The sequence below is a fragment of the Propionispora vibrioides genome (assembly GCF_900110485.1).
In the GTDB taxonomy this organism is placed as follows: Bacteria; Bacillota; Negativicutes; order Propionisporales; family Propionisporaceae; genus Propionispora; species Propionispora vibrioides.
Map to the genome: position 1 here is coordinate 1 of NZ_FODY01000037.1, position 23,545 is coordinate 23,545.

Here is a 23,545-nt window from a genome sequence, read left to right on the forward strand (position 1 = left end):
GGAGCTAGGAACCTTGATCAAACAGATAAATGCCAAGCTGGTTGGGCACTTTCGCTACTATGGGGTAACCGACAACAGCAATGGAATCCATACCTTTGGATACTGCGTACGGCGTAAATTGTTTGAAATACTCAATCGCAGAAGCCAAAAGAAGAGCTTGACGTGGGAAGGATTTGCAAAACTAACAGATAGATTCCCGCTAGCAAAAGCGAGAATCTATGTGAATATCTATGGCTAAACGTAAGTAAATGCTGCTATGAAGAGCCGGATGCCTTAATAGGGCAAGTCCGGTTCCGTGAGGGGGGCTGGAATGTGAGTTCCGCCTCTACTCGACCGAGAAGGACCCGAGAAGAAATACCTTATATTGCGGAAAATAACCTCGCCATTATTCCCTGGGTTAAGGCTTAGGGGAAGATTAAAGCGTCGTTTTCATCGAATTCGATAAAAGGATTCCAGGCCACCTCCCACAAATAGCCGTCAGGATCGGCAAAATAACCGCTGTAGCCGCCCCAAAATACCATTTGGGCTGGTTTGACCAGTGTAGCACCGGCCTGTACGGCCCGGGCCAAAACCTGGTCCACTTCTTCCTGGTTCTTGGTGTTATGGGCCAGGGTGATGCCGGTGAAGCCTGAACCGGCCGAAGGCACGGTGGCGTCTTCGGCCAGCAGGTCGCGGGGATATAAGGCCAAGCCGACGCCGCCTGCGTCAAAAAAGACAATCTGATTTTGGCTGGCTTTAGACGGTTGCCAACCTAACCCGTCACGGTAAAATTGACTGGCGGCAGCCAGATCTTTTACGCCCAGGGTAATTAACGTTAGTTTTTGTCGCATCTGAGATCCTCCTTGCGTTTTTATGAGATAGTCAGTCTGTACAGATGGCGGGAAATAGGGAAGTATTTGTATTTGTCAGGATGAGAAAGGAATTATAGGTATATAATGGAATTATATAGCAGAATTGCGGTAAGATAAAGAGAAACGGCATTATGATAAGGAGGCAGGTAGAATGGCTGAAACAGGACAGGTCAGCAATGCTTTTCAAACGTTTATGAAGGAAGCTCCCGGTCATCAGGCAGCATGGCTGGAGGCCGTGCAGAAATTGGGGGCGGCCAGCAAACTGGACGGCAAAACCGAGGAACTGGCTTATATTGCCGTACTGGCGGCATTGCGCCTGGAAGGTGGTTTGCCATTTCATGTAAAACATGCCAAAGGACTGGGGGCCACCAGGGAGGAAATTATCAGTGCCATCCTGGTCGGTTTGCCGGCGGCAGGGAATACGGTGATTCAGGCATTGCCTGTTGCCTTGCAGGCTTTTGACAATGAATAAGTAATAAGCCGTTACTTTTAAGAAGAAATATCGTTTATATTTGTGAAGTCTGGTATAAACGGAAGGAAGTTATGGCATGTATAAGAAAACACTGGCTGTTGTTATTGGGTTGCTGGGGCTGGTGGTGTCGTCAGCCGATGCAAGCGTATTGTCCCAGCCTGTCTATAATGAGCAAGGAGAAATCATTGGCACTACTCGCAGCGGTTCTGTGGCAGCAACGGGGCCTGAGCTGCCGGAAGGCTATTCAATGTTGACCGTCAAGCAGGGCGACGTAACCGGCGACGGAATTGCCGATACGGTGTATCTGGTAGGCCGCAAGGAGAAGGCCGATTCCATTTACGCCGCCGATCTTTGCCTTATTGTTAAAAACGGTCAGGACAATTCGCTTTACCGCAAGCCGCTGGAGCAGGTGGGCGGTTATGATGCCCGGCTGTTTCTCGGGGACTTTTCCGGTGATCATGTCGACGATGTGTATGTGGAGACCGCTTCCGGCGGCAGCGGTGGGTGGTATTACCACAATATTGTTACTTTCCGGAACGGTGAGGCTAAAGAAATCTTCGGCAAGCAGGACAATGAAACAGCCTATCTGACCGGTACTTTTCAGGACGGCTGGAAAGTGGAACTGAAAAACCGGCTTAACGGCAGGACTTTGCTGTTGGACTTGCATGACCGTCAGGCAGATTATGTACGTTTGGGTTTGTATAAAGAAAATGGAACGTTGGTTGGGGATAACCGGGCTATGCCTGCGCCGTACGGACGGATGGAGGCAGCGGATATTGATGGCGACGGGGTGTATGAGCTGACAGGACTGCAGCGCATTTCCGGCGCCTACCGGGCTGATGGACTGGCGGATATCGAGACTGTGCTTAAATACAGCGGGTCGGCCTGGCAGGCAACATCTGTCCGGGTTACCATTCCGATGGGAAGCGGGCAAGCGACTCCGGCCCGCCCGTAGTAAACGTGGGTATGAGCAGGCCTCAAGCGAAGTGGCTTGGCAGATGCAGTATGTAGTTAGTATATGGATAAAACCAGGGGGAACGCTACCGGCGTTCTCCTTGGTTTTATCCATATTATATTAATGAAACAGGCAAAAAAATCACCGCCAAACGGGGCGGGGGAGCAATATCATACAAGAACGGCCGGCTGACTTATGATACAGTTAATAGTAGAGAACACAGGAGGAGGAATTGGCGGTGGAGCCCGAAGTAAGGACAGTCATTTATGATGCGGAATTAACAGTGGAGGCGTATCGATTCCAAGGGATTATGCAGAAGTTTCCCAATCATTTTCACGATTATTACGTTATTGGTTTCATTGAAAATGGGCGGCGTTATTTGTCCTGCAAAAATAAGGAATACACCATAGAGCCGGGCGATTTGCTATTGTTTAATCCCCGAGACAATCATACCTGTGAACAGATCGACGGCCGGCCGCTGGATTACCGCTGCATCAATGTGCAGCCCGAGGTTATGCGAAAAGCTGCACTGGAAATAACGGGGCGGGAATACCTGCCTTATTTTATCCAACCGGTGGTGTTTCACAGTGAGCTGGTTGCTTCTCTGCGGGAGTTGCATGCTATGATCCTGGCGAAAGAACCGGATTTTAGGAAAGAAGAAAGATTCTTTTGGCTGCTGGGACAATTGATGGCTGAGTATACGGATCAAACGACGGTCTCCGGCCTCGACGGTTCAAGTCCGGAAACCGAGCGGATTTGCGAGTATCTTGAAAATAATTATACGAAAAACATTACATTAAATGAGTTAAGCACGGCTGTCGGGGTAAGCAAGTATTATTTATTGCGCTCCTTTACGAAGCAAAAGGGGATTTCACCGTATAGCTATTTGGCCACGCTGCGGGTCACCCGGGCCAAACAACTGTTGGAGCAGGGCGTGGCGCCATTGGAGGCCGGCCTGCAGACCGGCTTTGCCGATCAAAGCCATTTCACTCATTTTTTTAAAAAGCTGATTGGGCTGACACCGCGGCAGTATAAGAAAATTTTTGAGGAACCGCGCTGATATATATTTGATGGGAGGCGGATGTGTTAATGCTTACCGGACATGCCTTGGCCTGTCTCACGATTTTCATCTGGGGAACCACCTTTATTTCCACCAAAGTCCTGCTGAAGGCGTTTTCGCCGGTGGAAATTTTGTTTTTGCGGTTTGTCATCGGGTTTATTGCTTTATCGCTGGCTTATCCGTACAGACTGCCCTGGCAGGGAAAAAAACAGGAATTGCATTTTGCGGCGGCCGGGCTTTGCGGCATTACCCTTTACTTTTTACTGGAAAATATAGCGCTGACCTATACGCTTGCCTCCAACGTGGGGACTATCCTCTCAGTGGCGCCTTTTTTTACGGCCATGTTTGCTCATTTGTTTTTAGACGGTGAGAAGTTAAGGCTGCAGTTTTTTCTCGGCTTTGCGCTGGCCATGACAGGCATTTTTCTCATCAGCTTTAACGGCCGTGCCATGGCGGGCCTGAATCCGTTAGGTGATTTGCTGGCCTTGCTGGCGGCTGTCGTATGGGCGGCTTACTCTATTTTAACTAAGAAGATAGCCGGCTTCCGGTACAATACCATTCAGACAACCCGCCGGATTTTCCTGTACGGACTTTTGTTCATGCTGCCTGCTTTAGGAGTGTTCGGGTTTATTCCCGACCTCGGACAAATGCTAAAACCGGTCAATTGGAGCAATCTTTTATTTCTTGGCCTGGGTGCATCAGCGCTTTGTTTTGTAACCTGGAATGTGGCGGTTACCGTTTTAGGTGCGGTTAAAACCAGTGTCTATATTTACCTGGTACCGGTCATCACGGCAGTCACGGCGTCCCTTGTACTGCAAGAACAGCTTACCGGCCTGGCCGTCGTCGGGATGGCATTTACGCTGACCGGCTTGTTTTTTTCGGAGCGCAAGTTTTGCTTTCCGGTACGGGAGCGTGTGGAAAGCGAGTGAACGGTAAAATACTGCCGGGAAGGCTGATTTTGTAGAAACGTTTTCTCAGTCAATATAGGGTTACTTGAAGAATCCGGCAGAAGCGGGTTCTTTTTTTATTAAAGAGTGTTTAATAGCTTGGTTTAATATCCAAAGCGAGCAGCCGCTGGTATTGCTCCTGGTCCACGATGATTTTGTTGTGCTCCAGGCTGATATAACCCTGCTCAGTCAGCCGTTTGACGCAGCGGTTGACGGTTTTGGTGCAAAAACCGATTTCATCGGCGATTTGTTGACGGGTCGAGTGCAGACAGAGCTTGGCATTTAAGTTCTGTCGTTGGTAACAGGCAATCAGGTGTAGGGAAAAGCGGTCGATAGAGTCTAAAAATAAAAAACTGCGGTTGACTTTTAGCTGCAAAAACAGCTTTTCGGCCAGCAGGCTGCAGACGGTCAGGGAAGCGTCCGGGCATTGACGCAGCCAGTCTAAAAAGGCTTCTTTGGACAGACAGAAGGCTTTGCAGGTTGTCAGGGCCTTTACGGTAATGGCGTACTGCTCATCGCCGGTAATGGCCTCCAACTCGCCGATCATATCAAAAGCGGTGAATTTGCTGAACGAATAATGGATGCCCGAGGGAAATTCGGCTAGGGCCTCCATACTGCCGCTGACAACCAGATAGACCAGCGTACTGGGATCGTGAGCCTTAACAATGGGGGTATTCTTCCGCAGTGTCACCCAGACGGCGGCATCGCCGCAAACCTTGAGCATATTCTGCAGCAATTGTTTAATCGGGGCAGGCAGGTCCAGTTCATACTGAGACAGGGGATCGTTCGGTGCCGGCATGGGCAGTCCTCCTTTATCGCAGAAAAATGTATGTATTTCTTTTTCCACACAGAGAGACATGTGTCCTATCATTATTTGGCCTTCCATAATAAAATTTTATTAAAAGCTCCTATTTATGGAACAATGAAAAGAAGGAGGTGAAGGAGATGCAAGACAGGGATTTATTGCGGCAGGCCGCTGCGGCCCGGTCGTTTGCCTATTCTCCTTATTCCGGCTATCAGGTGGGCGCGGCACTGCTCTGTGAGGACGGTACGGTGTATACCGGCTGCAATGTGGAGAATATTTCCTACGGCGGCACCATTTGCGCTGAACGGACGGCCGTGGTAAAAGCCGTCAGTGAAGGCCGGCAAAAGTTTGTCAAAATCGCTGTTTCCGTATCCGGCGAGGAGCCGGGCATTCCGTGCGGCTTATGCCTGCAATTCTTAAGTGAATTTGTAGACTCGGAATTTATACTGATTTGCGGTAATTGCCGGGATGAATATACCGTCTATTCGTTTAAGGAGATCCTGCCCGCCGTATTCCGGTCTGCCGCTGTTCATAAAGCAGGCGAATAAGAAACGGCGTGCCTATAAATTTAGTGTGTTGGAGGAGATATTGTGGAGTCGATTGCCAAGCGAATTGATCATACCTTGTTAAAACCGCAGGCCAGCCGGGAGCAGCTTACCGCCTTGTGCCAGGAAGCCAGAACGTACGGCTTTAAATCAGTCTGTGTCAACCCTTGCCGGGTGCAGGAAGCGTTCAAGCTGCTGAGTGGCAGCTCCGTACTGGTATGTACGGTCATCGGTTTTCCCCTGGGGGCCGCTACGACCCGGCTGAAGGCGGCAGAGGCGTTGGATGCCGTGGAGAACGGTGCCGGCGAAGTCGACATGGTGATTAATATCGGCGCAGTAAAGGACGGTAGCTGGGACTATGTGGAGGCGGATATTGCCGCAGTGGTGCAGGCGGTAGCCGGCCGGGCGGTAGTCAAGGTAATCATTGAAACCTGCCTGCTGACTGAAGCGGAAAAACGCCGGGCTTGCTCAGCCATTCTGGCGGCAGGCGCGGATTTTGTTAAAACGTCTACCGGCTTTGCCGGTGGCGGGGCAACGGTGGAGGATGTCCGTCTGTTAAGAGAGTGCGCGGGAGACAAGCTGCAAGTTAAGGCGTCCGGCGGGGTCAGCAGCTGCGAAAGCGCCCGGGCCATGCTGGAGGCAGGAGCCGACCGGCTGGGCACCAGTGCCGGAGTGGCGATTATGAACGGTGCTGCTGGCAGTAATGCCTATTAATATCGGGAAAAGGCGGGAGATACTACGATGAGTGAGCTGTATCATATCGGACTGACACCGGAACAAGGGGCTAAGTATGCTATTTTGCCCGGCGATCCGGGGCGGGTGGAAAAAATTGCAGAGCTTTTGGAAAATCCTCAGTTTGTCGCCAACCGGCGGGAATATAGGACGTATGCCGGGACGCTGGCGGGGGAACGGGTATTGGTTACTTCGACCGGTATTGGCGGCCCGTCGGCAGCCATCGCCGTGGAAGAATTATACATGACAGGAGTGCGGAATTTTATCCGCATTGGTACCTGCGGCGGGATGCAGCACCAGGTGATGAGCGGCGATGTGGTGGTGGCCACGGCGGCAATCCGGATGGAAGGGACTTCGAAGGAATACGTGCCTATTGAATATCCCGCCGTTGCCGATTTTGACGTAACCTGCGCGTTGGTTGCCGCAGCCCGGCAGTTGGATAAATCCTTTCATACCGGGGTGGTTCAATGCAAGGATTCTTTTTACGGACAGCATAATCCCGGCCGGATGCCTGTCGGCACCGAACTGCTTAATAAATGGGATGCCTGGATTAAGGCTGGTTGTCTGGCCTCGGAAATGGAATCGGCCGCACTCTATATGGTGGCCGGCGTATTACGGGCCCGGGCGGGCTGCGTGCTGTCGGTGGTTTGGAATCAGGAGCGGGAAAAAGCCGGTCTGTCCAATGAGCCTGTCCATGATACGCAGGCGGCTATTGAAGTGGCCGTTGAGGCGGTGCGTATTCTAATTTCTCAGAGCAAGTAGAACGGTAAGCGGCAAGGAGGACAAATCTTTTTTTGCAAAGTGGACATGTGTCCTTTTTTTGCGGCGGGCTTGATCATACAATGGTAAGTAATAGAGACGAATTTAATCCAATAGGAGGAGAAACGATGAGTAAGAAAGGCTTGCTTTTGGTAATTCTTATGCTGGCCCTGACGGTTGTGTTCGCCGGCTGTTCCGGCAAGCAGGACACGAAAGCTCCTGCGGCAGGCAATCTGATGGTAGGGATGGTAACCGATGCCGGAACCATCGATGACAAGTCCTTCAATCAGGGAACCTGGGAAGGTATCGTAAAGGCGGGTAAGGATTTTGGCTTTACGCCGAAATATCTGCGTCCCAACGGCACTACGGAAGCCGATTATGACAAGGAAATTGCCAATTTGCACGATGCCGGCTACAGTCTGATCATAACTCCCGGCTTTAAGTTTGAAAACTCCATCTTCACGGCTCAGGAAAAATATGCGGATACTAAATTTGTCTTACTGGACGGTGTGCCCCATCCGGGCAATGATTATTCCAAGGTAAAAGTGGGACCCAACACGGTGTCCATTAATTTTGCCGAACATGAAGCCGGCTTTATGGCCGGTGTTGCCGCAGCGCTGCAGATCAAAACCGGTGAGTTCGGCTTTATCGGCGGGATGGAAATTCCGGCGGTACAGCGGTTTAACTGGGGTTTCCAGCAGGGTGTCGCTTATGCGAACGCCAACCTGGGCACCAAGATCACTCTGAAAGCGGAAAATGTAATTTACCAGGGTACGTTTAATGACGTGGCAGCCGGTCAGCAGTTGGCGGCGCAGATGTACGACAAGGGCGTTAACGTAGTCTTTGCTGCAGCCGGCGGCGTAGGTGTCGGTGTTATCAACGAAGCGGTGGCCCGGACCAAGGCAGGCCATCCGGTATGGGTGATCGGCGTTGATGTTGACCAGTATGCTCAGGGTTATTACGATACGGATAAAACGAAGTCGGTTATCCTGACTTCGGCAGTGAAATGCGTGGATGAGGCTTCCTATGATATGGTGAAAAGCGTGAAGGAAGGGACTTTCCCCGGCGGCAAGACACTGACCTTCAATGCAAAAAACAATGGGGTCGGGATTCCGGCGACCAATCCTAACCTGAAAGAGGATGTTATCAGCAAGGTGAAAGAAGTATTTGCCAGCCTGCAAAGCGGCAAGATCACCGTAGCTGATAAGGGAGACGGCCTGATTCGCTAAATAAGTGACCGATAAATAATGAAAGACTGATTCAGCGTAGAACAGGTCCGAACCGGAGAGAACGCAGCTTGCTGTGAGCGGCTCTTCTGTCCGGGCCTGTTTTTGTTGAAGCCGGTCATAGCAATTATGAATTATAGGGGGCAAAGCGATGGAGTATGTCGTAGAAATGCGGGACATACGTAAAGAGTTTGTGGGAATTGTAGCCAATGATAATATCACGCTGACCGTCCGTCCCGGTGAGATTCATGCGCTGCTGGGGGAAAACGGCGCCGGAAAATCAACACTGATGAGCATTCTATTTGGCCTCTACCAGCCTGATAGCGGTAAAATCTTTATCCGCGGCCAGGAAGTGAAGATCACCAATCCCAATGTGGCCAACGAACTGGGCATCGGCATGGTTCATCAGCACTTCAAGCTGGTACATAACTTTACGGTTACGGAAAATATCATTCTGGGACTGGAGCCGCAGCGGTTCGGCACCGTTCATACCAAGGCGGCGGCCGCGCGGATTCGGGAGCTTTCCCGGCATTACGGACTGAACGTTGATCCGGATGCTAAGATTGAAGAGGTTTCGGTCGGGATGCAGCAGCGGGTGGAAATTTTAAAAATGCTCTACCGCAATGCCGAAGTGCTTATTTTTGATGAACCGACAGCCGTGCTCACTCCCCAGGAAATAACCGAGCTGATGAAGATTATGAAAAACCTGGTGGCCGAGGGCAAGTCGATTATTTTGATTACTCATAAACTCAAAGAGATTAAAGCCGTGGCTGACCGCTGTACCGTCATCCGGCGGGGCAAGTATGTCGGAGTTGTCGATGTGGCGACCACCAGCGAACAGAAAATGGCGGAAATGATGGTGGGACGTCAGGTTTCCTTTACCGTTCCGAAGAGCGAATACCGTCCCGGTGAGGTACTGCTCAAGGTGGAAGACCTGACCGTGTTAAACCATGCCAGGGTAGCGGCGCTGAAAGAGTTTTCTTTGTCCGTTCATGCCGGGGAAATCGTTGGTGTTGCCGGGGTTGACGGCAATGGTCAAACTGAACTGGTTGAGGCGATTACCGGACTCAGAAAGGCCGAAGCGGGGCATATCTGGCTTGACGGGCAGGAGATTACCCATTTATCGGTCCGCCAGCGGATTGATGCCGGCTTGGCCCATGTGCCGGAGGACCGGCAAAAGCGGGGGCTGGTACTGGACTATAGTCTGGAAGACAATATCATTCTGGAAATTTACGGCCGCGAACCCTTTGCCAAAGGTTGCTTGCTCAACCGTCCGGCCATTCGGCAGTATGCACAAGAGGTTATGCGGCATTTTGATGTGCGATCGGCCCAAGGGGCCGTGACGGCTGCCCGTTCGCTGTCGGGCGGCAACCAGCAAAAAGCGATTATCGGGCGGGAAATCAGCCTGAATCCCCGCGTGTTGATTGCCGTACAGCCGACCCGGGGCCTCGATGTCGGCTCGATTGAATATATCCACCGGCGTCTGGTGGCACAACGGGATGCGGGATTTGCCGTGCTGCTGGTATCACTGGAGCTTGACGAAATCCTGAATCTGTCCGACCGGATTGCCGTCATCAGCCATGGCGAGCTGATTGGTACAGTGAGTGCAGCGGAAACCAATGAAATCAAAATCGGGCTGATGATGGCCGGGATCGGCAAGGAGGGGCAGGAAGCATGAATTTTCATAAGCAAAAAGAAATGATCACGCTGTTGGCAACCATTTTGCTGGGCCTCATTGCCGGTGCGCTGTTTATGCTGTTTGCCGGCCATGATCCGCTGGCGGGCTATAAGTTTTTGTTCCGGGGCGGTCTGATGAGTCTTGAGCGGGTGGGCAATACGCTGGCAACGGCGACACCGCTGATCTTTACCGGTTTGTCAGTGGCCTTCGCCTTTAAGACCGGGCTATTTAATATCGGAGCGGCTGGCCAGATGCTGTTTGGCGGGTTTTGCGCCACGGCGGTGGGGCTGACCTTACCACTGGACAAACCGGCCCTGCTCTTGGTTATGGCCCTGGTGGCTATGCTGGCCGGTGCTTTGTGGGCGGCTTTGCCGGGCTGGTTCAAGGCCCGCTTTAATGTGCATGAAGTGGTTTCCACGATTATGTTTAACTGGATTGCTTATTGGCTGGTGTATTATTTTGTGCCCCTTTACTTTAAGGGTTCTTTCGAAACGGAATCGCGCAATATTCCGCTGGAGGCATCGCTCAGGACGCCTTGGCTGTCCCAAATGTTTGACGGGTCTTATATTAATATCGGTCTGCTATTAGCCTTGGTGGCTGTTGTGTTTTGTGCTTTTTTGCTGCAGCGGACAACACTCGGTTTTGAGCTGAAAGCCGTAGGCTTCAACCGTTTTGCCGCAGAGTATGCCGGAATTCATGCCGGCCGGAGCATTGTGGTGTCGATGATGCTCGCCGGCGCATTGGCCGGACTGGGCGGCATGACCTTATACTGCGGCTATGCCACCAATATTCAGATCGGCATTTTGCCGTCCCAGGGAATTGACGGTATTGCTGTGGCATTACTGGGGGCTAATTCACCCTGGGGTGTGCTGGCGGCGGCCCTCTTCTTTGGGACACTGTATTCGGGCAAAGGGTTCATGAACGCCATGACCAGCATTCCACCGGAAATTGCCGATACCATCATTGCCACTATCATCTACTTTGCGGCCACCAGCGTGCTGATTGAGAAGTTCCTGGACCGGCTGTGGCGCAAACAACAAAGCAAGGAGGGTGCGTAAGATGTGGGTGATTCTTCAGCAAATTGCACCGTATGCGGTAGCCTATATGATTCCACTGCTGGTCACGGCCCTCGGCGGCTTATATTCGGAACGAAGCGGCGTGGTGAATATCGGTCTGGAAGGGTTGATGGTGGTTGGGTCTTTTGCCGGGGCGCTGACCATTGCCAACCTGCAGGGCAGCATGCCCGGAGAGGCACTTTGGCTGGGTCTGCTGGCGGCTACGGTGGCGGGCGCGTTGTTTTCGCTGCTCCATGCTTTTGCCAGTATCAGCCTGAACGCCAACCAGGTTATTAGCGGTACGGCAATCAATATGATTGCCGGGGCTTTGACGGTATTTATCGCCCGTAATCTGACGGGCAGCGGCAACATCCAGGTTGCCAGCTTTACCCGCTTTTCCGTGCCGGGGCTTACCGATTTGCCGATAGTCGGCAAACTGTTTTTTACCAATACCTATCCAACCACCTGGCTGGTGCTGTTTATCCTGCTGATTTCCTATTATGTTTTGTACAAGACGGTTTTCGGTCTGCGGCTCAGGGCTTGTGGCGAGCATCCTCATGCGGCCGATGCGGCCGGTATCAATGTCTACCGGATACGCTATCTGGCCGTGGCGATTTCCGGCGCCTTATCCGGCTTGGGCGGCGCCATTATCCTGACCACCTATTCCGGTGAGTTTAACGGAACGGTGTTCGGACTGGGCTTTCTGGCTCTGGCCGCGTTGATTTTCGGACAGTGGAAGCCGCTGGGTATCCTGGGAGCAACGGCGTTTTTCGGGTTTGCCAGTACCATTGCCAATGTAGCGCAGGCGACGCCGGTGCTGGCGAAGATACCGGGTGTTATCTTAAAAGTATTCCCCTATGTGATTACCCTGCTGGTACTGGTGCTGTTTTCCCGCTCCTCACAGCCGCCGCGGGCTTCGGGTGAACCGTTTGAACACGGTAAACGTTGATAGGGAGCCGCTGGTTTAATGAGCCGGCCAGGGGAGTAAAGCCACAGGAACAGCGGTCCCTATTTCAAGGTTTGGCTGACGCAGCCAGACGGAAAAAGGACCGTAAAGGAATTGTATTTTCAGAGTTGGTGGACCACCGGGCTGCGCGGTGTGAATAAATCAGTGGTTCCCAAAGATCCCTGCCGGGCTGATAATGCGCCGGCAGGGATCTTTGCTGTTTGTGCTACCGCAGCGGCGGGACAAGGAAGATGGGCCGGTCATGTGGAATGTAAGATAGGATGAAAAGACTAAAGAACCGGATGAATCCGTTCCGGCAGGGGATACTTTACATAGGCAGGTGAGGATGTTGGGAAAAATATCGGATAAAAGCAGCTATAAAAATTTAAAGAATGCTATCAAAAGTACAAAGTTTTTTACTAATAAGCAGGCGCCGCGAAAACCGGCAGGAAAATAGGGAATACTTGCTTCCCGGAGAATGTGAATATACAGGAGAGAAGAACAGAATGAGTGAACCGTTTATCAAACTCGGGCTTAGCAAAGAACTGGCCCAGGCCCTGCAGGACAGTCGGATTGAGACGCCGACCCCGGTGCAGCAGCAAGTCATTCCCCTGGCGCTGACCGGTAAAGACGTAGTGGGACAGTCGGCGACCGGGACAGGCAAAACCCTGGCCTACCTGTTGCCGCTGCTACAGAAAATCGATGCCGGCCGCCGGGAGACGCAGGCTATTGTGCTGGCGCCCACCCATGAACTGGCTATTCAGATCCAGCGTCAACTGGAAGAACTGATTCAAAAGTCCGGCTTGCCGATAGCGTCGGCGCCGATGATCGGCAATGTGAATATTTCCCGCCAGATCGATAAATTAAAGGAAAAACCGCATATTCTAGTGGGCTCAAGCGGCCGGATACTGGAATTGATTCAAAAAAGAAAACTGTCGGCTCAGACGGTGAAAACCATCGTACTGGATGAAGCGGACCGGCTGTTGGACGACAATAACCGTGACAGCGTCAAGGCCGTCATTAAAACGACACAGCGCGATCGTCAGTTGCTGCTGTTTTCGGCTACCTTTACACCCGCCGTACGGGAACAAGTGCAGGGACTGACTCAGGCGGCGATCTGGGTCGAACTGGGTGATGAAATAAAGATTCCGGCAGGCATTACTCATCTGTATGTTGTCGCGGAACAACGGGATAAAATTGAATTATTGCGCAAACTAACCGGTCATTTGGCGGTGCAGAAGGCCCTTGTATTCATAAATAAAAGCGATAACATTCTGAATGTGACAGAAAAGCTGGCCTATCACGACATAGCGGTAGCCGGATTGCATGGCAGTTCGCTGAAAAATGAGCGAAAAAAGGCAATGGACGATTTTCGCAGCGGCCGGGTAAAATTGTTAGTGGTTTCCGATTTAGCGGCCCGGGGCCTGGATATTCCCGATGTTACCCATGTATTCAATCTGGAATTTCCGGAAGATCCCAAGCTGTATCTGCACCGGGCCGGCAGAACGGGACGGGCCGGTAAAAGCGGGACGGTTCTGTCTCTGATTACGCCGGGCGAAGCCGCCCTGATTCCCCGGCTGGAAAAGATTTTGAACATTGAAATGGCAGCTAAGAAACTGTTACGTGGCAAGCTGATCGATACGGTAGTCAGGCCGCGGACCGCAGTAACCGGCCGTACCAACAAGGTCCGTCCAGTGCCGAAACAGCCAGAGCGCTGAATCGGCAAAAAAACAAGGCCAGCCGTGGGTAACAGCTGACCTTGTATAGTGGGAGAAGAATAACTATGCTCTACTAGTATTGCCTGAGAGCAGACCGGTTATACAAAGAACTGAATAATTTTTTTAAAAAAAGAAGCTGTGCCGCAGCGGGAGAGGTACTAACCATGTTTAAACCGATGAGAAGGAAAGAAAAGCAGTTAAGTGAGCTGGAAACAAATAAAATTATGGCTGACGGAGAGTACGGGACACTGGCCACCCTGGGAGATAACGGCTATCCGTATGCCGCCCCACTGAACTATGCTTATGACGAAGCCGGACAGGCTATTTATTTTCACTCGGCACTGACCGGGAACAAAGTAGACAACATGAACCACGAGTCTAAGGTATGTTTTTCGGTGGTAGGCTATACCCGGCTGTTGCCGGAAAAGTTTGATACCGAGTACGACAGTGCCATTGCCTTTGGGAAAGTCCTGCCGGTAAACGATGGGTCGGAGAAGGAAAGGGCCCTGGAACTGCTGATAAAAAAGTACTCTGCAGAGTTTTGGCAGCAGGGGCTGGAGTATATTGCCCGCAGCCAGCGGCACACGGCTGTTTATAAAATACAGGTGGAGCATTTGACTGGAAAACGGGGACGTTAAAAGTGGGCGATCAATTGACCTAGTAAACGTTTCCAAGTATAATCCAAGTATAGAAAAGGCTGTGGCAGCAGGTCACAGCGTTTGGAGAATGGATTATGATATTTCATATTAACCCGATCAATCTTTTGCGGGCCCTATCCATGGCACTGGAGTTATCCCATGGTATTGGGCTGTCGAAACACCACTGGCGAACGGCTGTCATCAGCGAACGGCTTGCCTCGCATATCGGTGTAGATGACCAGCAGCGGCAGGTTGCGGTATATGCGGCTTTGCTGCACGATATCGGCGCGGCTTCCAACTGGGAAGAACGGCTGCAGTTGGTAAATCCGCAGGCCGGTCATAACCTGCAGGCCCATGCGGAGACAGGCTACCGGTTGCTTAAGGATTCGGCTCAGCTTGGCATGTTGGCGGAGCCGATTCGTCATCATCATGATCTGTGGAATGGACCGGGGAATGATCGCGTTAAAGGAGAAAGTATACCGCTGGCTGCCAGGCTGATTCATTTGGCCGACCGGGTGGAAGTACTCATCCGGGGTGACCGTAATATTCTGGAACAGAGGACAGCTATCCTAACGAAAATCCGTCAGTTGAGCGGAATCTGGTTTGATCCGGCGCTGGTCCGGGCTCTGGAGGAATTGTCACGGCAGGAGAGCTTCTGGCTGGATTTAGTCAATCCTTCCTATTATCAAAACTTTTTTCGTAATGTGGATGACTATACCTGGATGCGATTTACCGTGGATGATATTATTGACATTGCGGAGATTTTTGCCACGATTATTGATGCTACCAGCAGCTTTACCGCCACACATTCCCGGACAGTAACGGAAGTGTGTTCCATTTTGTCCCGAATCAGAGGGTTCAGTGAGCAGGAAGTCAAGACGATGCGTATCGCCGGGCTGCTGCACGATCTGGGCAAACTGTCCGTTCCCAACGCTATTTTGGAAAAGCCGGGTAAGCTTACCGCCAAAGAATATGTCATTGTGAAACAGCATCCTTATTATACTTACCGGATTTTGGAGCAGATCAACGGTTTTGAGACCATTGCCCAATGGGCGGCTTATCACCATGAGACGCTGGATGGGCGTGGTTATCCGTTCCGTCTGGGTGCGGCTAACCTGACGCTGGGCTCCCGGATTGTCGCCGTTGCCGATGTATTTACCGCGTTGACCGAAAATCGTCCATACCGGGCGCCTATGTCCCTGGCGCAGGCGGAAAAAATCATGCGAACCATGGTTGCCGAGCAAAAACTGGACGGTAATATTGTGGCTGATTTGTTTCATTATGGAATAGAGGCATATGCTTTGGTTCAGGCAACCTCGTTGCTCTATCTTAAAAAAGACGACGATGATATTTTAACAAAGGTTGGTTGTTGACTTTTTTCAGGATAGAAGGTACAATGAATATCGTGAAAACGCCGGTATAGCTCAGCTGGTAGAGCGGCTCATTCGTAATGAGTAGGTCGTAGGTTCGAATCCTATTATCGGCTCCAGTAAAATCAAAGGTCTGCACAGTGTGCAGACCTTTTTTATGTAAATACGTGCCCTGATCCGGGTCCACAACAAGAATAAGCTCAAGAATCTTTTCTATCTATGTGACAATCGTATGATTTTGACTACCTGTCTGCCGGCGGGCGGTTTTGATTTCCTGTTAAGCCCAATTGGTCTGTAAAACTAGGCGACAGTCAAAATTTTTATGCTTAAAAACAATCCTTTCTTTTATTGATGCCTTTAGTTGCCGGGTTTTTGACTTTATTGGTTCTGATATAAATATTTACACCGGGAGCGCTTTGTCAAAAATTTGTAACATTTACATGGTAGTATTTTCTTAAGCAAGATATGGGAGGGATTTCACATGAATAGCATGGTAAAAAAGACTGTCATTTACTCACTGGTCGGTGTTATGCAAATTGGCTTTGGTGTTGCAGTTACGGAAGCATCGCCACTGCCTGCCGGCAACTGGCAGCCGCAGACCATCCAGATGGATCACCGGCATGATCACGATAGAGAACGGCAGCGTGAACATGATCGGAGAGAACGTGAGGAAAATAGACGGCATGAGAGAGAAATGAGACGGCGCGACCATGAAAGTGAAAGAGAATGGCATGCGCGGCAAGAACGGGAAAAAGAACGTCATGAACAGGCATTGCGTGAAATAGCAGCGCTGGTCATCGGGATTGTAATTGGCAATGCCAATTGATGACCGGTAGCTTTATTTCCTGGTATGAGTGACAAAACTGCCCGCGTCTATCAAATAGCCGTGTGTGCTGTTCTAGGTGATAAAGGGCCTGCAGAAACTGCAGACCCTTTTTTTGCTGCCTAGGTCGGAGCGCATGCAGGTGCTGGCGCATCATGACAGGCTGACTGGTCTGCCCAACCGCATCGGCTTGGTAAGGACTATAAAAAAATTGTTAATCAGGCTGACGAGGCGTTGTTCGTGTGCTCTCCTCCGGTTTTTAGTATAGGTTAACCGGGGCGGGATATTTTTTGTCGTAATTTGCTAAAAGGGAAGCTGTCGCTGATGAAGGATATTGATATGTAATATATCGAGCGGGGAGGAAGTTTTCATGGCAAACCGGAGAAAGAAACAGGTCGTGTGCCCGGCCTGCAAAAGCCGTCTGAAGGAGGTCGTAGACGCAAACGGAGCACCGGACTTGGTGTGTGTGAACGAGACATGTAAGTTTTCTGTAATATGTCAACCGACCCGGACAGACGGGGCAGAGGAAGAAGATGATAAGTCTGTCTTGTAAAGTAGTCGATGGAAGTTGCGTGAGTGTCCGACTGTAAAAAACAATTGTTCTAAAAAAGACTGGACAAATGTGCAAAATAGTGATAATATAAAATTTAATTGGATATTTATTTCCAAAAAAGGAAATTTGGAATGCGTGTCGAAGAGAAGATAATGTAGAGTTAGTACGAAGGGGTCTTTTTGGCTGAAGTGTAGATCATATGGACTGCGAACGAGTGATTATCCATAGGGAGATATGACGATCATGGCAAAACTATTCTACAAATATTCCCCGGCAATTTTGGGCTCTGTGGGTGCACTCATCGCCACAGGGTTTTGTGTGCTGGACAGCTATTTGCTGTCTGATTACCCGGGCTATGTCCGTGCCGCGCAGGTTACTGCAGTCATTCTTTTTTTTATGGGCGGTATGGTGATCGGTAATTTGCTGCAAAAGCTTTATTTGCTTTCCAATACCGATTCATTGACCCAGCTTTGGAACAGACGGTATTTTAACGTCCGGCTGCAAAAAGAACTGCAGCATATAAAAAAGGACGGCGGAACATTTTGTTTTGCTCTTATTGATATAGATTATTTTAAAGAGATTAATGACGTTTACGGACATACAGCAGGTGACGAACTGCTGATCTCCCTGGCTAAACTGCTTAAGCAGTCGGTAGGACAACGGGCTGTGATTACCCGTTGGGGTGGCGATGAATTTGCCATTATTTTTCCCAACACGACAAACCAGGATATAGAAAGACTGACGGAATATCTTAAAGCGCTTGTTTATGAGAGCGGCCCCTGTTATGATGCGACCATTAGTGTCGGCATTATAACGGTACATGATAAAATGGAGCGGGACCAGATTATTTCCCTGGCCGACAAAGTGCTGTATGAAGATAAAAAGAAAAAACGCATGGCGCCGTTGTGCGGTACAAGCCATGCCTGACTACATGATATAGCGTGATAAGTTTTTAAAAGCTGCGACGATGGTCGCAGCTTTTTATATTGTGTAAGTAAAATAACGCAGCGAGGCTGTTGCGACAGGAAACAGCGATTTTCACCTTCCGTCGGACCAGACATATACTGGAGTAGTGGAATCCGTTCGGTAAAAAGGGAGCCGGCGAAAACTTTGCTACATTGATCCTGCCAAGAGAGGAGGGCCAGAGATGTATGCGGTAAAGGTATTGGGTGAGTTTTACTTTAGTCAGTTATTGGGCAAAGCGGTATATGATGCTGCCCGGCAACGGGTCGGACGCGTGAAGGATATGACGGTGCGCTGGCACTATAGCCATCCGGAGGTATCGGGCATCAAATATGTAAATAGCAAGGATGATTTGATCCCCTTTGATTTAGTGGAACGCTGTGATGCGGATGGCGTGTTTCTTAGTCAGGACTTTTCTCCTTCCTGTATCCTGCCGTTGCAGGAGGAAGAAATCTATATCAGCAAATGGCTGCTGGATAAGCAGATTATTGATCTGAAAGGATTTAAACTGGTAAGGGTTAACGATATTACGCTGTCGTGGCTTGCGCGGGAAGACGGCAGCCGGATGGTTTTAGTCGCCGTGGATATTGGTATCCGGGGTTTATTCCGGCGGCTGGGGCTGGAATTCTTGTTTAAATGCTGTAAGAATAAACTGGTAAGCTGGCAATATATAAAACCGCTGGAAAGCTGGAATGCCGCACTGCAGCTCAATATGGAAAAACAGCAATTGGAGCAGATTCATCCGGCCGATATAGCCGACTTGCTGGAGGAGATGGATTATAAGCGCCGGTCGGCGTTTATTGAACATCTGAATTCCCGGCAGACGATTGATGCGCTGGCCGAGTTGGAGCTGGAAACTCAGGTTGAAATCTTCCGTCAGATGGAACAGCAGCAGGCGTTGACTATCTTGGCAGAATTGCCGCCCGATGAAGTAGCCGACATTCTGGGCGAGCTTCCGGTCGATAAAATGGAAGGTTTGTTGGATTTGATGGCCGACGAGGCCGAGGGCGTCCGCGAACTGCTGCAGTATGCTGCTGGAACGGCGGGGGCGTGTATGACCACAAAATACATACGGCTTTCCGGCTGGATGACCGTAAGTCAAGCCATTGGTGAAATCCGGACGTTCGCTTCGGCGGTTGAGACCATCTATTATTTGTATGTTATGAATGAACGGGGCTGTCTGGAAGGTGTATTATCGTTACGGGAGTTGATCGTTGCCGAGGAAGAGGCGGTATTGTACGATTTAATGCGCCAGAAGGTGGTTGCCGTCACCTCGGAAGAAACTACCCCGCGAATTGCCGGCATTATGGCTAAATACGGGTTTTTGGCATTGCCGGTGGTGGATGGGCAGGGGAAAATGCTGGGCCTGGTTACCGTAGACGATATTCTTTCCATGCTAGTGGAGGAACGGGATAAATTTGACGCACCGCCGTTGTTGACGGTTAGTGCGCGTATCGGGCGGGAGCGGTACCGATGAAACATAGCAAAAGCAAATGGCAGCTTTTTCTGGCTATTATGGGGCCCGGTATCATCACGGCCTTCGCCGATAATGATGCCGGCGGGATTGTCACCTACGCGGCGGCAGGTGCGAAATATGGCTATGCGCTGCTGTCGGTTTTGCTTGTCAGCACGTTGTGTCTGGCTGTTGTCCAGGAGATCTCGGCACGCACCGGGGCTGTTACCGGACAGGGCCTGTCTGATCTGATCCGCGAGCAATATGGTGTGCGATGGACGTTCTTTGCTATGGCGGTACTGCTGTTGGCCAATATCGGCACAACGGTTTCCGAATTTTCCGGGATTGCGACAAGCTTTGAAATTCTGGGAGTAAATAAATATGTATCGGTTCCCCTGGCCGCCTGCGCCATTTGGTGGCTAGTGCTAAAGACCAGTTATGAGAAGATGGAAAAAATTTTTTTGCTGTTATGCCTGACTTTCTTTAGCTACGTTTTCTCCGGTTTTCTGGCGTCCCCGGATTGGCAGCAGGCGGCGCGAGCCATTGTTCAGCCTGAATTTCGGCTGGATATCGACTTCCTGTTGGTGGCGGTTGGGATTATTGGGACGACGGTTACGCCCTGGGGACAGTTTTACATTCAGGCGTCTGTGGTTGATAAGGGCATTACAGCCAAAGAATACCGGTATACCTTCTGGGATGTGATGATCGGGTCCTTTTTCACCGGCTTTATTGCCCTGTTTATCCTGGTCGCGACGGCAGCGACTTTGTATGTTCACCAAGTGCCGATTGAGTCGGCCAAGGATGTGGCTTGGGCTTTAGAGCCCCTGGCTGGTCCGTATGCGATGCTGTTATTTGCCGGCGGGCTGCTGGGGGCTTCTATGCTGGCCGCTTTCATCCTGCCCTTGAGTACGGCCTATGCCGTCTGCGAAGCGCTGGGCTTTGAGCACAGGATCAGCAGCAGCTATAAGGAGGCTCCTGTTTTTTTCGGTTTATACACCCTGCTCATCGCGGCGGGCGCCGGAATCGTGTTGTGGCCCGACGTATCTTTATATATGATGATGCTTGCCTCGCAGGTAATCAACGGCATTTTGTTGCCGCCGATTTTAATCTTCATCATTTTAATTGCCCGGGATAAAGGCATTATGGGACGGTATGTCAACTCGGGACTTTATAATGTCATTTGCTGGCTGCTGGTTCTTGTCTTGATTCTATTAAGTGTTTTGCTGCTGGCGGGAACGCTGTTCCCTGCCATGCTTTCCTGATCTGCTGCGTTGTGGATGATTTTATTTTGAATAGAAGAAAAATAAGGAAGGATTTGTCATATGTCCGTAGAAATCTTGGTTTAATAGTAAATTTATGTGAACGGGAAACAGTCAAGAAATACCTGTCTGGTCGGGTTGAATCTGCGTCATCCTATGAGAAAAGAGGAGACTGTATGAATGAGAATTTACTGGAGATTAAATTCTACGGACTTCAGGGGTTTCGGCTTATCCGTCATTGTGTCAGTGAATACATCCGGAAAATGCTTCGGGATAAACCGGGGCTCATGGAAGTGGCTTTGAACGAAGCGGTAAATAATGCGATAGAGCATGGGAAAGCAAGCATTAAACTGAAATTGAATGTCATTGCCGGCAAACGTCTTGTGGTCAGAGTGAAAGATCAAGGCGCGGGCTTTCCGGGGCAGACCCTGCTGGCCAAGGATGAGAAAGACTTTGAATTTGACGAGAGCGGTCGTGGCATCATGATTATGAAGGCATCCGCCGATTATGTGCGCTATAATCGCTGTGGCAATGAAGTCCTGCTGGTCAAGCATATTGAACAGGAGGAGTGCGGATGATTTGCCAGATTTCCCAGGAAAGTGATCATGTACTGGTGGTACTTGCCGGTCGCATCTATGTGGAAGAGGCGACCGAGCTTAGGCAAAAAATTCTGGAATATGTTGACCGGGAGCAAAGTAAATTTGTGATTGATATGAGCCAGGTGGAGTACATTGACAGTTCCGGTCTGGGGGTATTGGTTGCCATCCAGAAGAAAGCGCTGCAATGCTCTGGCGGAGTAACGATAAAAGGGATAAAAGGGATTGTTAAGGAACTGTTTGAACTAACGCGTCTGACCAGGGTGTTTGAAATAGTATAGTTGTTAGTTGGCGAAGGGAGCAGGCGGGTAATAAAAGGACTGCCTCAATGAGAAATAGAGACAGTCCTTCTTTGCAGCTTCCCTGGAGTGGACTCTGCAGTTGGGTGAGCTAGTGTCATAGAACACAGCTCTTGCGGTGTTCTATGATTGCCTATAGTGGATTACCGGAACCGTCATAAATGGCAAAAAGCATGCCTTCAGTGCTTGTTACACTGATTGGCATGCTTTTTGCTTACTTTATTTATGGGCGGTATTCTGCAGAAAAAAGCGCCACCGGGAGGAATGATATGCGTATAGTATTTGCAAAAGATTATGCTGCTTTGAGTGAAATAGCGGCAGATATGGTAGCTGAACAAATCCGGACAAAGCCGGACAGTGTAGTCGGGCTGGCCACCGGTAATACTCCCTTGGGGATGTACCGGGAGCTGATAAAAATCCACCGCCAAAAGCAGCTTAGTTTTTGCCGGATGGTAACCTTCAATTTGGATGAGTATATCGCGTTAGGAAAGGAGGACCCCCATAGTTATCACTATTATATGAAGCATCATTTTTTCCGTCACGTGGATATACCGGAGGCAAATCAACATATACCCAACGGTGAGGCCGGCAATATCGGGCAGGAGTGCTTGGCCTACGAGCAAAAGATTAAAGAAGCCGGTGGCATTGACTTGCAGATACTGGGAATTGGGCGGAACGGTCATATCGGGTTTAATGAACCGGATGTAAGATTCACAGCAGCTACGCACCGGGCTGAACTGGCCGAGTCCACAATCAGAGCCAATTCGCATTGCTTCTCTTCCCTGGCTCAGGTGCCCCGGTTTGCCATCAGCATGGGGATTAAAACGATTATGCAGGCGCGAAGCATTGTTATTCTGGTGAATGGAGAGGATAAGGCCGAAGTATTAGACCGTGCACTTTGGGGAGATATTTCTCCGGAAATTCCTGCCTCTATCCTTCAATTGCATCAGCGTGTAACGGTTATTGTAGAGGAAAATGCGACAAAACGGCTTCGTATGAATCAACGATGGCAGCAAGCTGTCTGAGCTAATTCCCAGCCAATGAAGTGTTATGGACACTGTGCAATAAGCCTTATTTTTTGTGACAGTGTATAACAGGCCGGACTTGGTGGAGCTAACTGAAAGACAAAACAAAAGAAACAAGCCGGGTTTGGTAAGGGTTGATAGGAGTTAAGCTATTTCGTACACTGATTGGCATGATAATTGCAAGCAATATTTTAAGTAAGTGAAACTTATTTCAGCAAAAGGGTTATCTCCCGCTGAAATGTGGCAAAGGAATCAGGAGCGAGCCGGTTTTCCTCCCGTCTGTCAAGCGGGAAGCTGGGAACAAGTGAGTTGCGGATAAATAAGTTCTAAAGGGAGGGGAAGATGATGGCACCTAATATTTTATTAACCCGGATTGACAACCGGCTGGTACACGGACAAGTAGGAGTCATTTGGACGGGTGCCTTAGGGGCTAACCTGCTGGTGGTGGTTGACGACGAAACGGCAGGCGATCCGCTGCAACAGCAGTTGATGACGATGACGGCAGAGGCTTCCAGCGTGGGGGTGCGCTTTTTTACAGTTGCTCACACAATTCAGGTTATCCATAAAGCGGCACCGAGTCAAAAAATCTTTATTGTCTGCCGAACGCCGGCGGTTGTGCGGCAACTGGTTGAGGGCGGTGTCCCTATTCAAAACGTCAATGTGGGCAATATGCATTTTTCACCGGGAAAGAAAGCCATTACTAAAAAAGTATATGTAGATGACAACGATCTGGAGAATTTAAGATACCTCCAACAAAAGGGCATTCAGGTGTTTGTCCAGGATACGCCGGGTGATGTAAAATTCAGTATTGATTAAG

Annotated in this window: 26 protein-coding genes and 1 tRNA gene; 25 read left to right on the forward strand and 2 right to left on the reverse strand. The window is 50.2% G+C overall.

From position 1 onward, the window contains the following. A partial coding sequence (locus tag BMW43_RS19460) for a group II intron maturase-specific domain-containing protein (RefSeq protein ID WP_281246138.1) occupies positions 1-238 on the forward strand: 238 nt, incomplete at its 5' end. Positions 239-404: 166 nt separating this feature from the next. Here the strand turns inward: BMW43_RS19460 and BMW43_RS19465 are convergent. Further along, entirely contained in the window at positions 405-830 is a 426-nt protein-coding gene (locus BMW43_RS19465) for a VOC family protein (protein WP_091751817.1), read from the reverse strand. A gap of 172 nt (positions 831-1,002) precedes the next feature. Here BMW43_RS19465 and BMW43_RS19470 point away from each other — a divergent pair, with 172 nt between their 5' ends. The 4 genes from BMW43_RS19470 (at position 1,003) to BMW43_RS19485 (ending at position 4,267) form a co-directional block, all read left to right on the forward strand. After that, positions 1,003-1,323 (forward strand): carboxymuconolactone decarboxylase family protein, encoded by a 321-nt coding sequence (locus BMW43_RS19470; RefSeq protein WP_091751820.1) that lies wholly within the window; start codon positions 1,003-1,005, stop codon positions 1,321-1,323. 76 nt (positions 1,324-1,399) lie between these two features. Next, a complete protein-coding gene (locus BMW43_RS19475) occupies positions 1,400-2,278 on the forward strand; it encodes a YybI family spore inner coat protein (protein ID WP_091751823.1) in 879 nt (292 codons plus the stop codon). A 238-nt stretch (positions 2,279-2,516) separates the two neighbouring features. Continuing rightward, positions 2,517-3,338, forward strand: coding sequence for an AraC family ligand binding domain-containing protein (locus tag BMW43_RS19480; protein WP_091751902.1), 822 nt, complete (start codon positions 2,517-2,519; stop codon positions 3,336-3,338). Between the two features lie 29 nt (positions 3,339-3,367). After that, positions 3,368-4,267, forward strand: a complete 900-nt coding sequence (locus BMW43_RS19485; protein WP_091751826.1) for a DMT family transporter — start codon at positions 3,368-3,370, stop codon at positions 4,265-4,267. Positions 4,268-4,376: 109 nt separating this feature from the next. Here BMW43_RS19485 and BMW43_RS19490 read toward each other — a convergent pair whose 3' ends face one another. After that, positions 4,377-5,084 carry a Crp/Fnr family transcriptional regulator gene (locus BMW43_RS19490; protein ID WP_177173692.1) on the reverse strand — a complete coding sequence of 236 codons (708 nt, stop codon included), beginning with the start codon at positions 5,082-5,084 and terminating at the stop codon, positions 4,377-4,379. A gap of 98 nt (positions 5,085-5,182) precedes the next feature. Between BMW43_RS19490 and BMW43_RS19495 the strand changes: the two genes are divergently transcribed. The 20 genes from BMW43_RS19495 to agaB all read left to right on the forward strand — a co-directional run bounded on the left by BMW43_RS19495 (position 5,183) and on the right by agaB (position 23,544). Next, positions 5,183-5,638: a cytidine deaminase gene (locus tag BMW43_RS19495; RefSeq protein ID WP_281246140.1), complete on the forward strand. Its 456-nt coding sequence runs from the start codon at positions 5,183-5,185 to the stop codon at positions 5,636-5,638. A 42-nt stretch (positions 5,639-5,680) separates the two neighbouring features. After that, positions 5,681-6,349: a deoxyribose-phosphate aldolase gene (gene deoC, locus BMW43_RS19500; protein ID WP_218140736.1), complete on the forward strand. Its 669-nt coding sequence runs from the start codon at positions 5,681-5,683 to the stop codon at positions 6,347-6,349. A 27-nt stretch (positions 6,350-6,376) separates the two neighbouring features. Then, entirely contained in the window at positions 6,377-7,129 is a 753-nt protein-coding gene (gene udp / locus BMW43_RS19505; RefSeq protein WP_091751838.1) for a uridine phosphorylase, read from the forward strand. A 125-nt stretch (positions 7,130-7,254) separates the two neighbouring features. Further along, the gene (locus BMW43_RS19510) at positions 7,255-8,355 is read left to right on the forward strand and encodes a BMP family lipoprotein (RefSeq protein ID WP_091751840.1); all 1,101 of its coding nucleotides are present in this window, start codon (positions 7,255-7,257) and stop codon (positions 8,353-8,355) included. A gap of 148 nt (positions 8,356-8,503) precedes the next feature. Next, positions 8,504-10,030 carry an ABC transporter ATP-binding protein gene (locus tag BMW43_RS19515; RefSeq protein ID WP_091751843.1) on the forward strand — a complete coding sequence of 509 codons (1,527 nt, stop codon included), beginning with the start codon at positions 8,504-8,506 and terminating at the stop codon, positions 10,028-10,030. Beyond that, positions 10,027-11,088, forward strand: coding sequence for an ABC transporter permease (locus BMW43_RS19520; protein ID WP_177173694.1), 1,062 nt, complete (start codon positions 10,027-10,029; stop codon positions 11,086-11,088). The genes BMW43_RS19515 and BMW43_RS19520 overlap by 4 nt, the downstream gene beginning before the upstream one ends. Position 11,089: 1 nt before the next feature. Continuing rightward, the gene (locus BMW43_RS19525) at positions 11,090-12,034 is read left to right on the forward strand and encodes an ABC transporter permease (protein ID WP_091751846.1); all 945 of its coding nucleotides are present in this window, start codon (positions 11,090-11,092) and stop codon (positions 12,032-12,034) included. A gap of 150 nt (positions 12,035-12,184) precedes the next feature. Then, complete coding sequence (locus BMW43_RS21765; protein ID WP_281246139.1) at positions 12,185-12,316, forward strand: hypothetical protein; 132 nt, start codon at positions 12,185-12,187, stop codon at positions 12,314-12,316. Positions 12,317-12,537: 221 nt separating this feature from the next. Continuing rightward, on the forward strand, positions 12,538-13,749 hold the full coding sequence (locus BMW43_RS19530) for a DEAD/DEAH box helicase (protein ID WP_091751849.1): 1,212 nt from the start codon (positions 12,538-12,540) through the stop codon (positions 13,747-13,749). A 164-nt stretch (positions 13,750-13,913) separates the two neighbouring features. Beyond that, positions 13,914-14,387, forward strand: a complete 474-nt coding sequence (locus BMW43_RS19535) for a pyridoxamine 5'-phosphate oxidase family protein (RefSeq protein WP_091751852.1) — start codon at positions 13,914-13,916, stop codon at positions 14,385-14,387. Between the two features lie 95 nt (positions 14,388-14,482). Then, complete coding sequence (locus tag BMW43_RS19540; RefSeq protein WP_091751855.1) at positions 14,483-15,760, forward strand: HD domain-containing phosphohydrolase; 1,278 nt, start codon at positions 14,483-14,485, stop codon at positions 15,758-15,760. Positions 15,761-15,800: 40 nt separating this feature from the next. Next, positions 15,801-15,876, forward strand: a tRNA-Thr gene (locus BMW43_RS19545). A gap of 362 nt (positions 15,877-16,238) precedes the next feature. Further along, entirely contained in the window at positions 16,239-16,583 is a 345-nt protein-coding gene (locus BMW43_RS19550; protein WP_091751858.1) for a hypothetical protein, read from the forward strand. Between the two features lie 793 nt (positions 16,584-17,376). Continuing rightward, positions 17,377-18,060, forward strand: coding sequence for a GGDEF domain-containing protein (locus tag BMW43_RS19560; protein WP_177173695.1), 684 nt, complete (start codon positions 17,377-17,379; stop codon positions 18,058-18,060). Positions 18,061-18,280: 220 nt separating this feature from the next. Then, positions 18,281-19,573: a magnesium transporter MgtE N-terminal domain-containing protein gene (locus tag BMW43_RS19565; protein WP_091751867.1), complete on the forward strand. Its 1,293-nt coding sequence runs from the start codon at positions 18,281-18,283 to the stop codon at positions 19,571-19,573. Next, on the forward strand, positions 19,570-20,811 hold the full coding sequence (locus tag BMW43_RS19570) for an Nramp family divalent metal transporter (RefSeq protein ID WP_091751870.1): 1,242 nt from the start codon (positions 19,570-19,572) through the stop codon (positions 20,809-20,811). The genes BMW43_RS19565 and BMW43_RS19570 overlap by 4 nt, the downstream gene beginning before the upstream one ends. Positions 20,812-20,984: 173 nt before the next feature. After that, a complete protein-coding gene (locus BMW43_RS19575; RefSeq protein WP_091751872.1) occupies positions 20,985-21,386 on the forward strand; it encodes an ATP-binding protein in 402 nt (133 codons plus the stop codon). Next, positions 21,383-21,685, forward strand: coding sequence for an STAS domain-containing protein (locus tag BMW43_RS19580; protein WP_091751875.1), 303 nt, complete (start codon positions 21,383-21,385; stop codon positions 21,683-21,685). Before BMW43_RS19575 ends, BMW43_RS19580 begins: the two co-directional genes overlap by 4 nt. A 287-nt stretch (positions 21,686-21,972) precedes the next feature. Next, positions 21,973-22,728: a glucosamine-6-phosphate deaminase gene (gene nagB / locus BMW43_RS19585; protein ID WP_091751907.1), complete on the forward strand. Its 756-nt coding sequence runs from the start codon at positions 21,973-21,975 to the stop codon at positions 22,726-22,728. A gap of 342 nt (positions 22,729-23,070) precedes the next feature. After that, the gene (agaB, locus tag BMW43_RS19590) at positions 23,071-23,544 is read left to right on the forward strand and encodes a PTS galactosamine transporter subunit IIB (RefSeq protein WP_091751879.1); all 474 of its coding nucleotides are present in this window, start codon (positions 23,071-23,073) and stop codon (positions 23,542-23,544) included. Position 23,545 lies beyond the last annotated feature (1 nt).

Excerpts from the sequence above, each read along its gene's own strand:
- BMW43_RS19525 (WP_091751846.1), top strand. The coding sequence starts at position 11,090 with ATGTGGGTGATTCTTCAGCAAATTGCACCGTATGCGGTAGCCTATATG.
- BMW43_RS19540 (WP_091751855.1), top strand. The coding sequence starts at position 14,483 with ATGATATTTCATATTAACCCGATCAATCTTTTGCGGGCCCTATCCATG.
- BMW43_RS19570 (WP_091751870.1), top strand. The coding sequence starts at position 19,570 with ATGAAACATAGCAAAAGCAAATGGCAGCTTTTTCTGGCTATTATGGGG.
- BMW43_RS19575 (WP_091751872.1), top strand. The coding sequence starts at position 20,985 with ATGAATGAGAATTTACTGGAGATTAAATTCTACGGACTTCAGGGGTTT.
- BMW43_RS19515 (WP_091751843.1), top strand. The coding sequence starts at position 8,504 with ATGGAGTATGTCGTAGAAATGCGGGACATACGTAAAGAGTTTGTGGGA.
- BMW43_RS19510 (WP_091751840.1), top strand. The coding sequence starts at position 7,255 with ATGAGTAAGAAAGGCTTGCTTTTGGTAATTCTTATGCTGGCCCTGACG.
- BMW43_RS19550 (WP_091751858.1), top strand. The coding sequence starts at position 16,239 with ATGAATAGCATGGTAAAAAAGACTGTCATTTACTCACTGGTCGGTGTT.
- BMW43_RS19565 (WP_091751867.1), top strand. The coding sequence starts at position 18,281 with ATGTATGCGGTAAAGGTATTGGGTGAGTTTTACTTTAGTCAGTTATTG.
- BMW43_RS19580 (WP_091751875.1), top strand. The coding sequence starts at position 21,383 with ATGATTTGCCAGATTTCCCAGGAAAGTGATCATGTACTGGTGGTACTT.
- agaB (WP_091751879.1), top strand. The coding sequence starts at position 23,071 with ATGATGGCACCTAATATTTTATTAACCCGGATTGACAACCGGCTGGTA.
- udp (WP_091751838.1), top strand. The coding sequence starts at position 6,377 with ATGAGTGAGCTGTATCATATCGGACTGACACCGGAACAAGGGGCTAAG.
- BMW43_RS19490 (WP_177173692.1), bottom strand. The coding sequence starts at position 5,084 with ATGCCGGCACCGAACGATCCCCTGTCTCAGTATGAACTGGACCTGCCT.
- BMW43_RS19560 (WP_177173695.1), top strand. The coding sequence starts at position 17,377 with ATGGCAAAACTATTCTACAAATATTCCCCGGCAATTTTGGGCTCTGTG.
- BMW43_RS19485 (WP_091751826.1), top strand. The coding sequence starts at position 3,368 with ATGCTTACCGGACATGCCTTGGCCTGTCTCACGATTTTCATCTGGGGA.
- BMW43_RS19520 (WP_177173694.1), top strand. The coding sequence starts at position 10,027 with ATGAATTTTCATAAGCAAAAAGAAATGATCACGCTGTTGGCAACCATT.
- BMW43_RS19530 (WP_091751849.1), top strand. The coding sequence starts at position 12,538 with ATGAGTGAACCGTTTATCAAACTCGGGCTTAGCAAAGAACTGGCCCAG.
- BMW43_RS19475 (WP_091751823.1), top strand. The coding sequence starts at position 1,400 with ATGTATAAGAAAACACTGGCTGTTGTTATTGGGTTGCTGGGGCTGGTG.
- BMW43_RS19470 (WP_091751820.1), top strand. The coding sequence starts at position 1,003 with ATGGCTGAAACAGGACAGGTCAGCAATGCTTTTCAAACGTTTATGAAG.
- nagB (WP_091751907.1), top strand. The coding sequence starts at position 21,973 with ATGCGTATAGTATTTGCAAAAGATTATGCTGCTTTGAGTGAAATAGCG.
- BMW43_RS19535 (WP_091751852.1), top strand. The coding sequence starts at position 13,914 with ATGTTTAAACCGATGAGAAGGAAAGAAAAGCAGTTAAGTGAGCTGGAA.
- BMW43_RS19465 (WP_091751817.1), bottom strand. The coding sequence starts at position 830 with ATGCGACAAAAACTAACGTTAATTACCCTGGGCGTAAAAGATCTGGCT.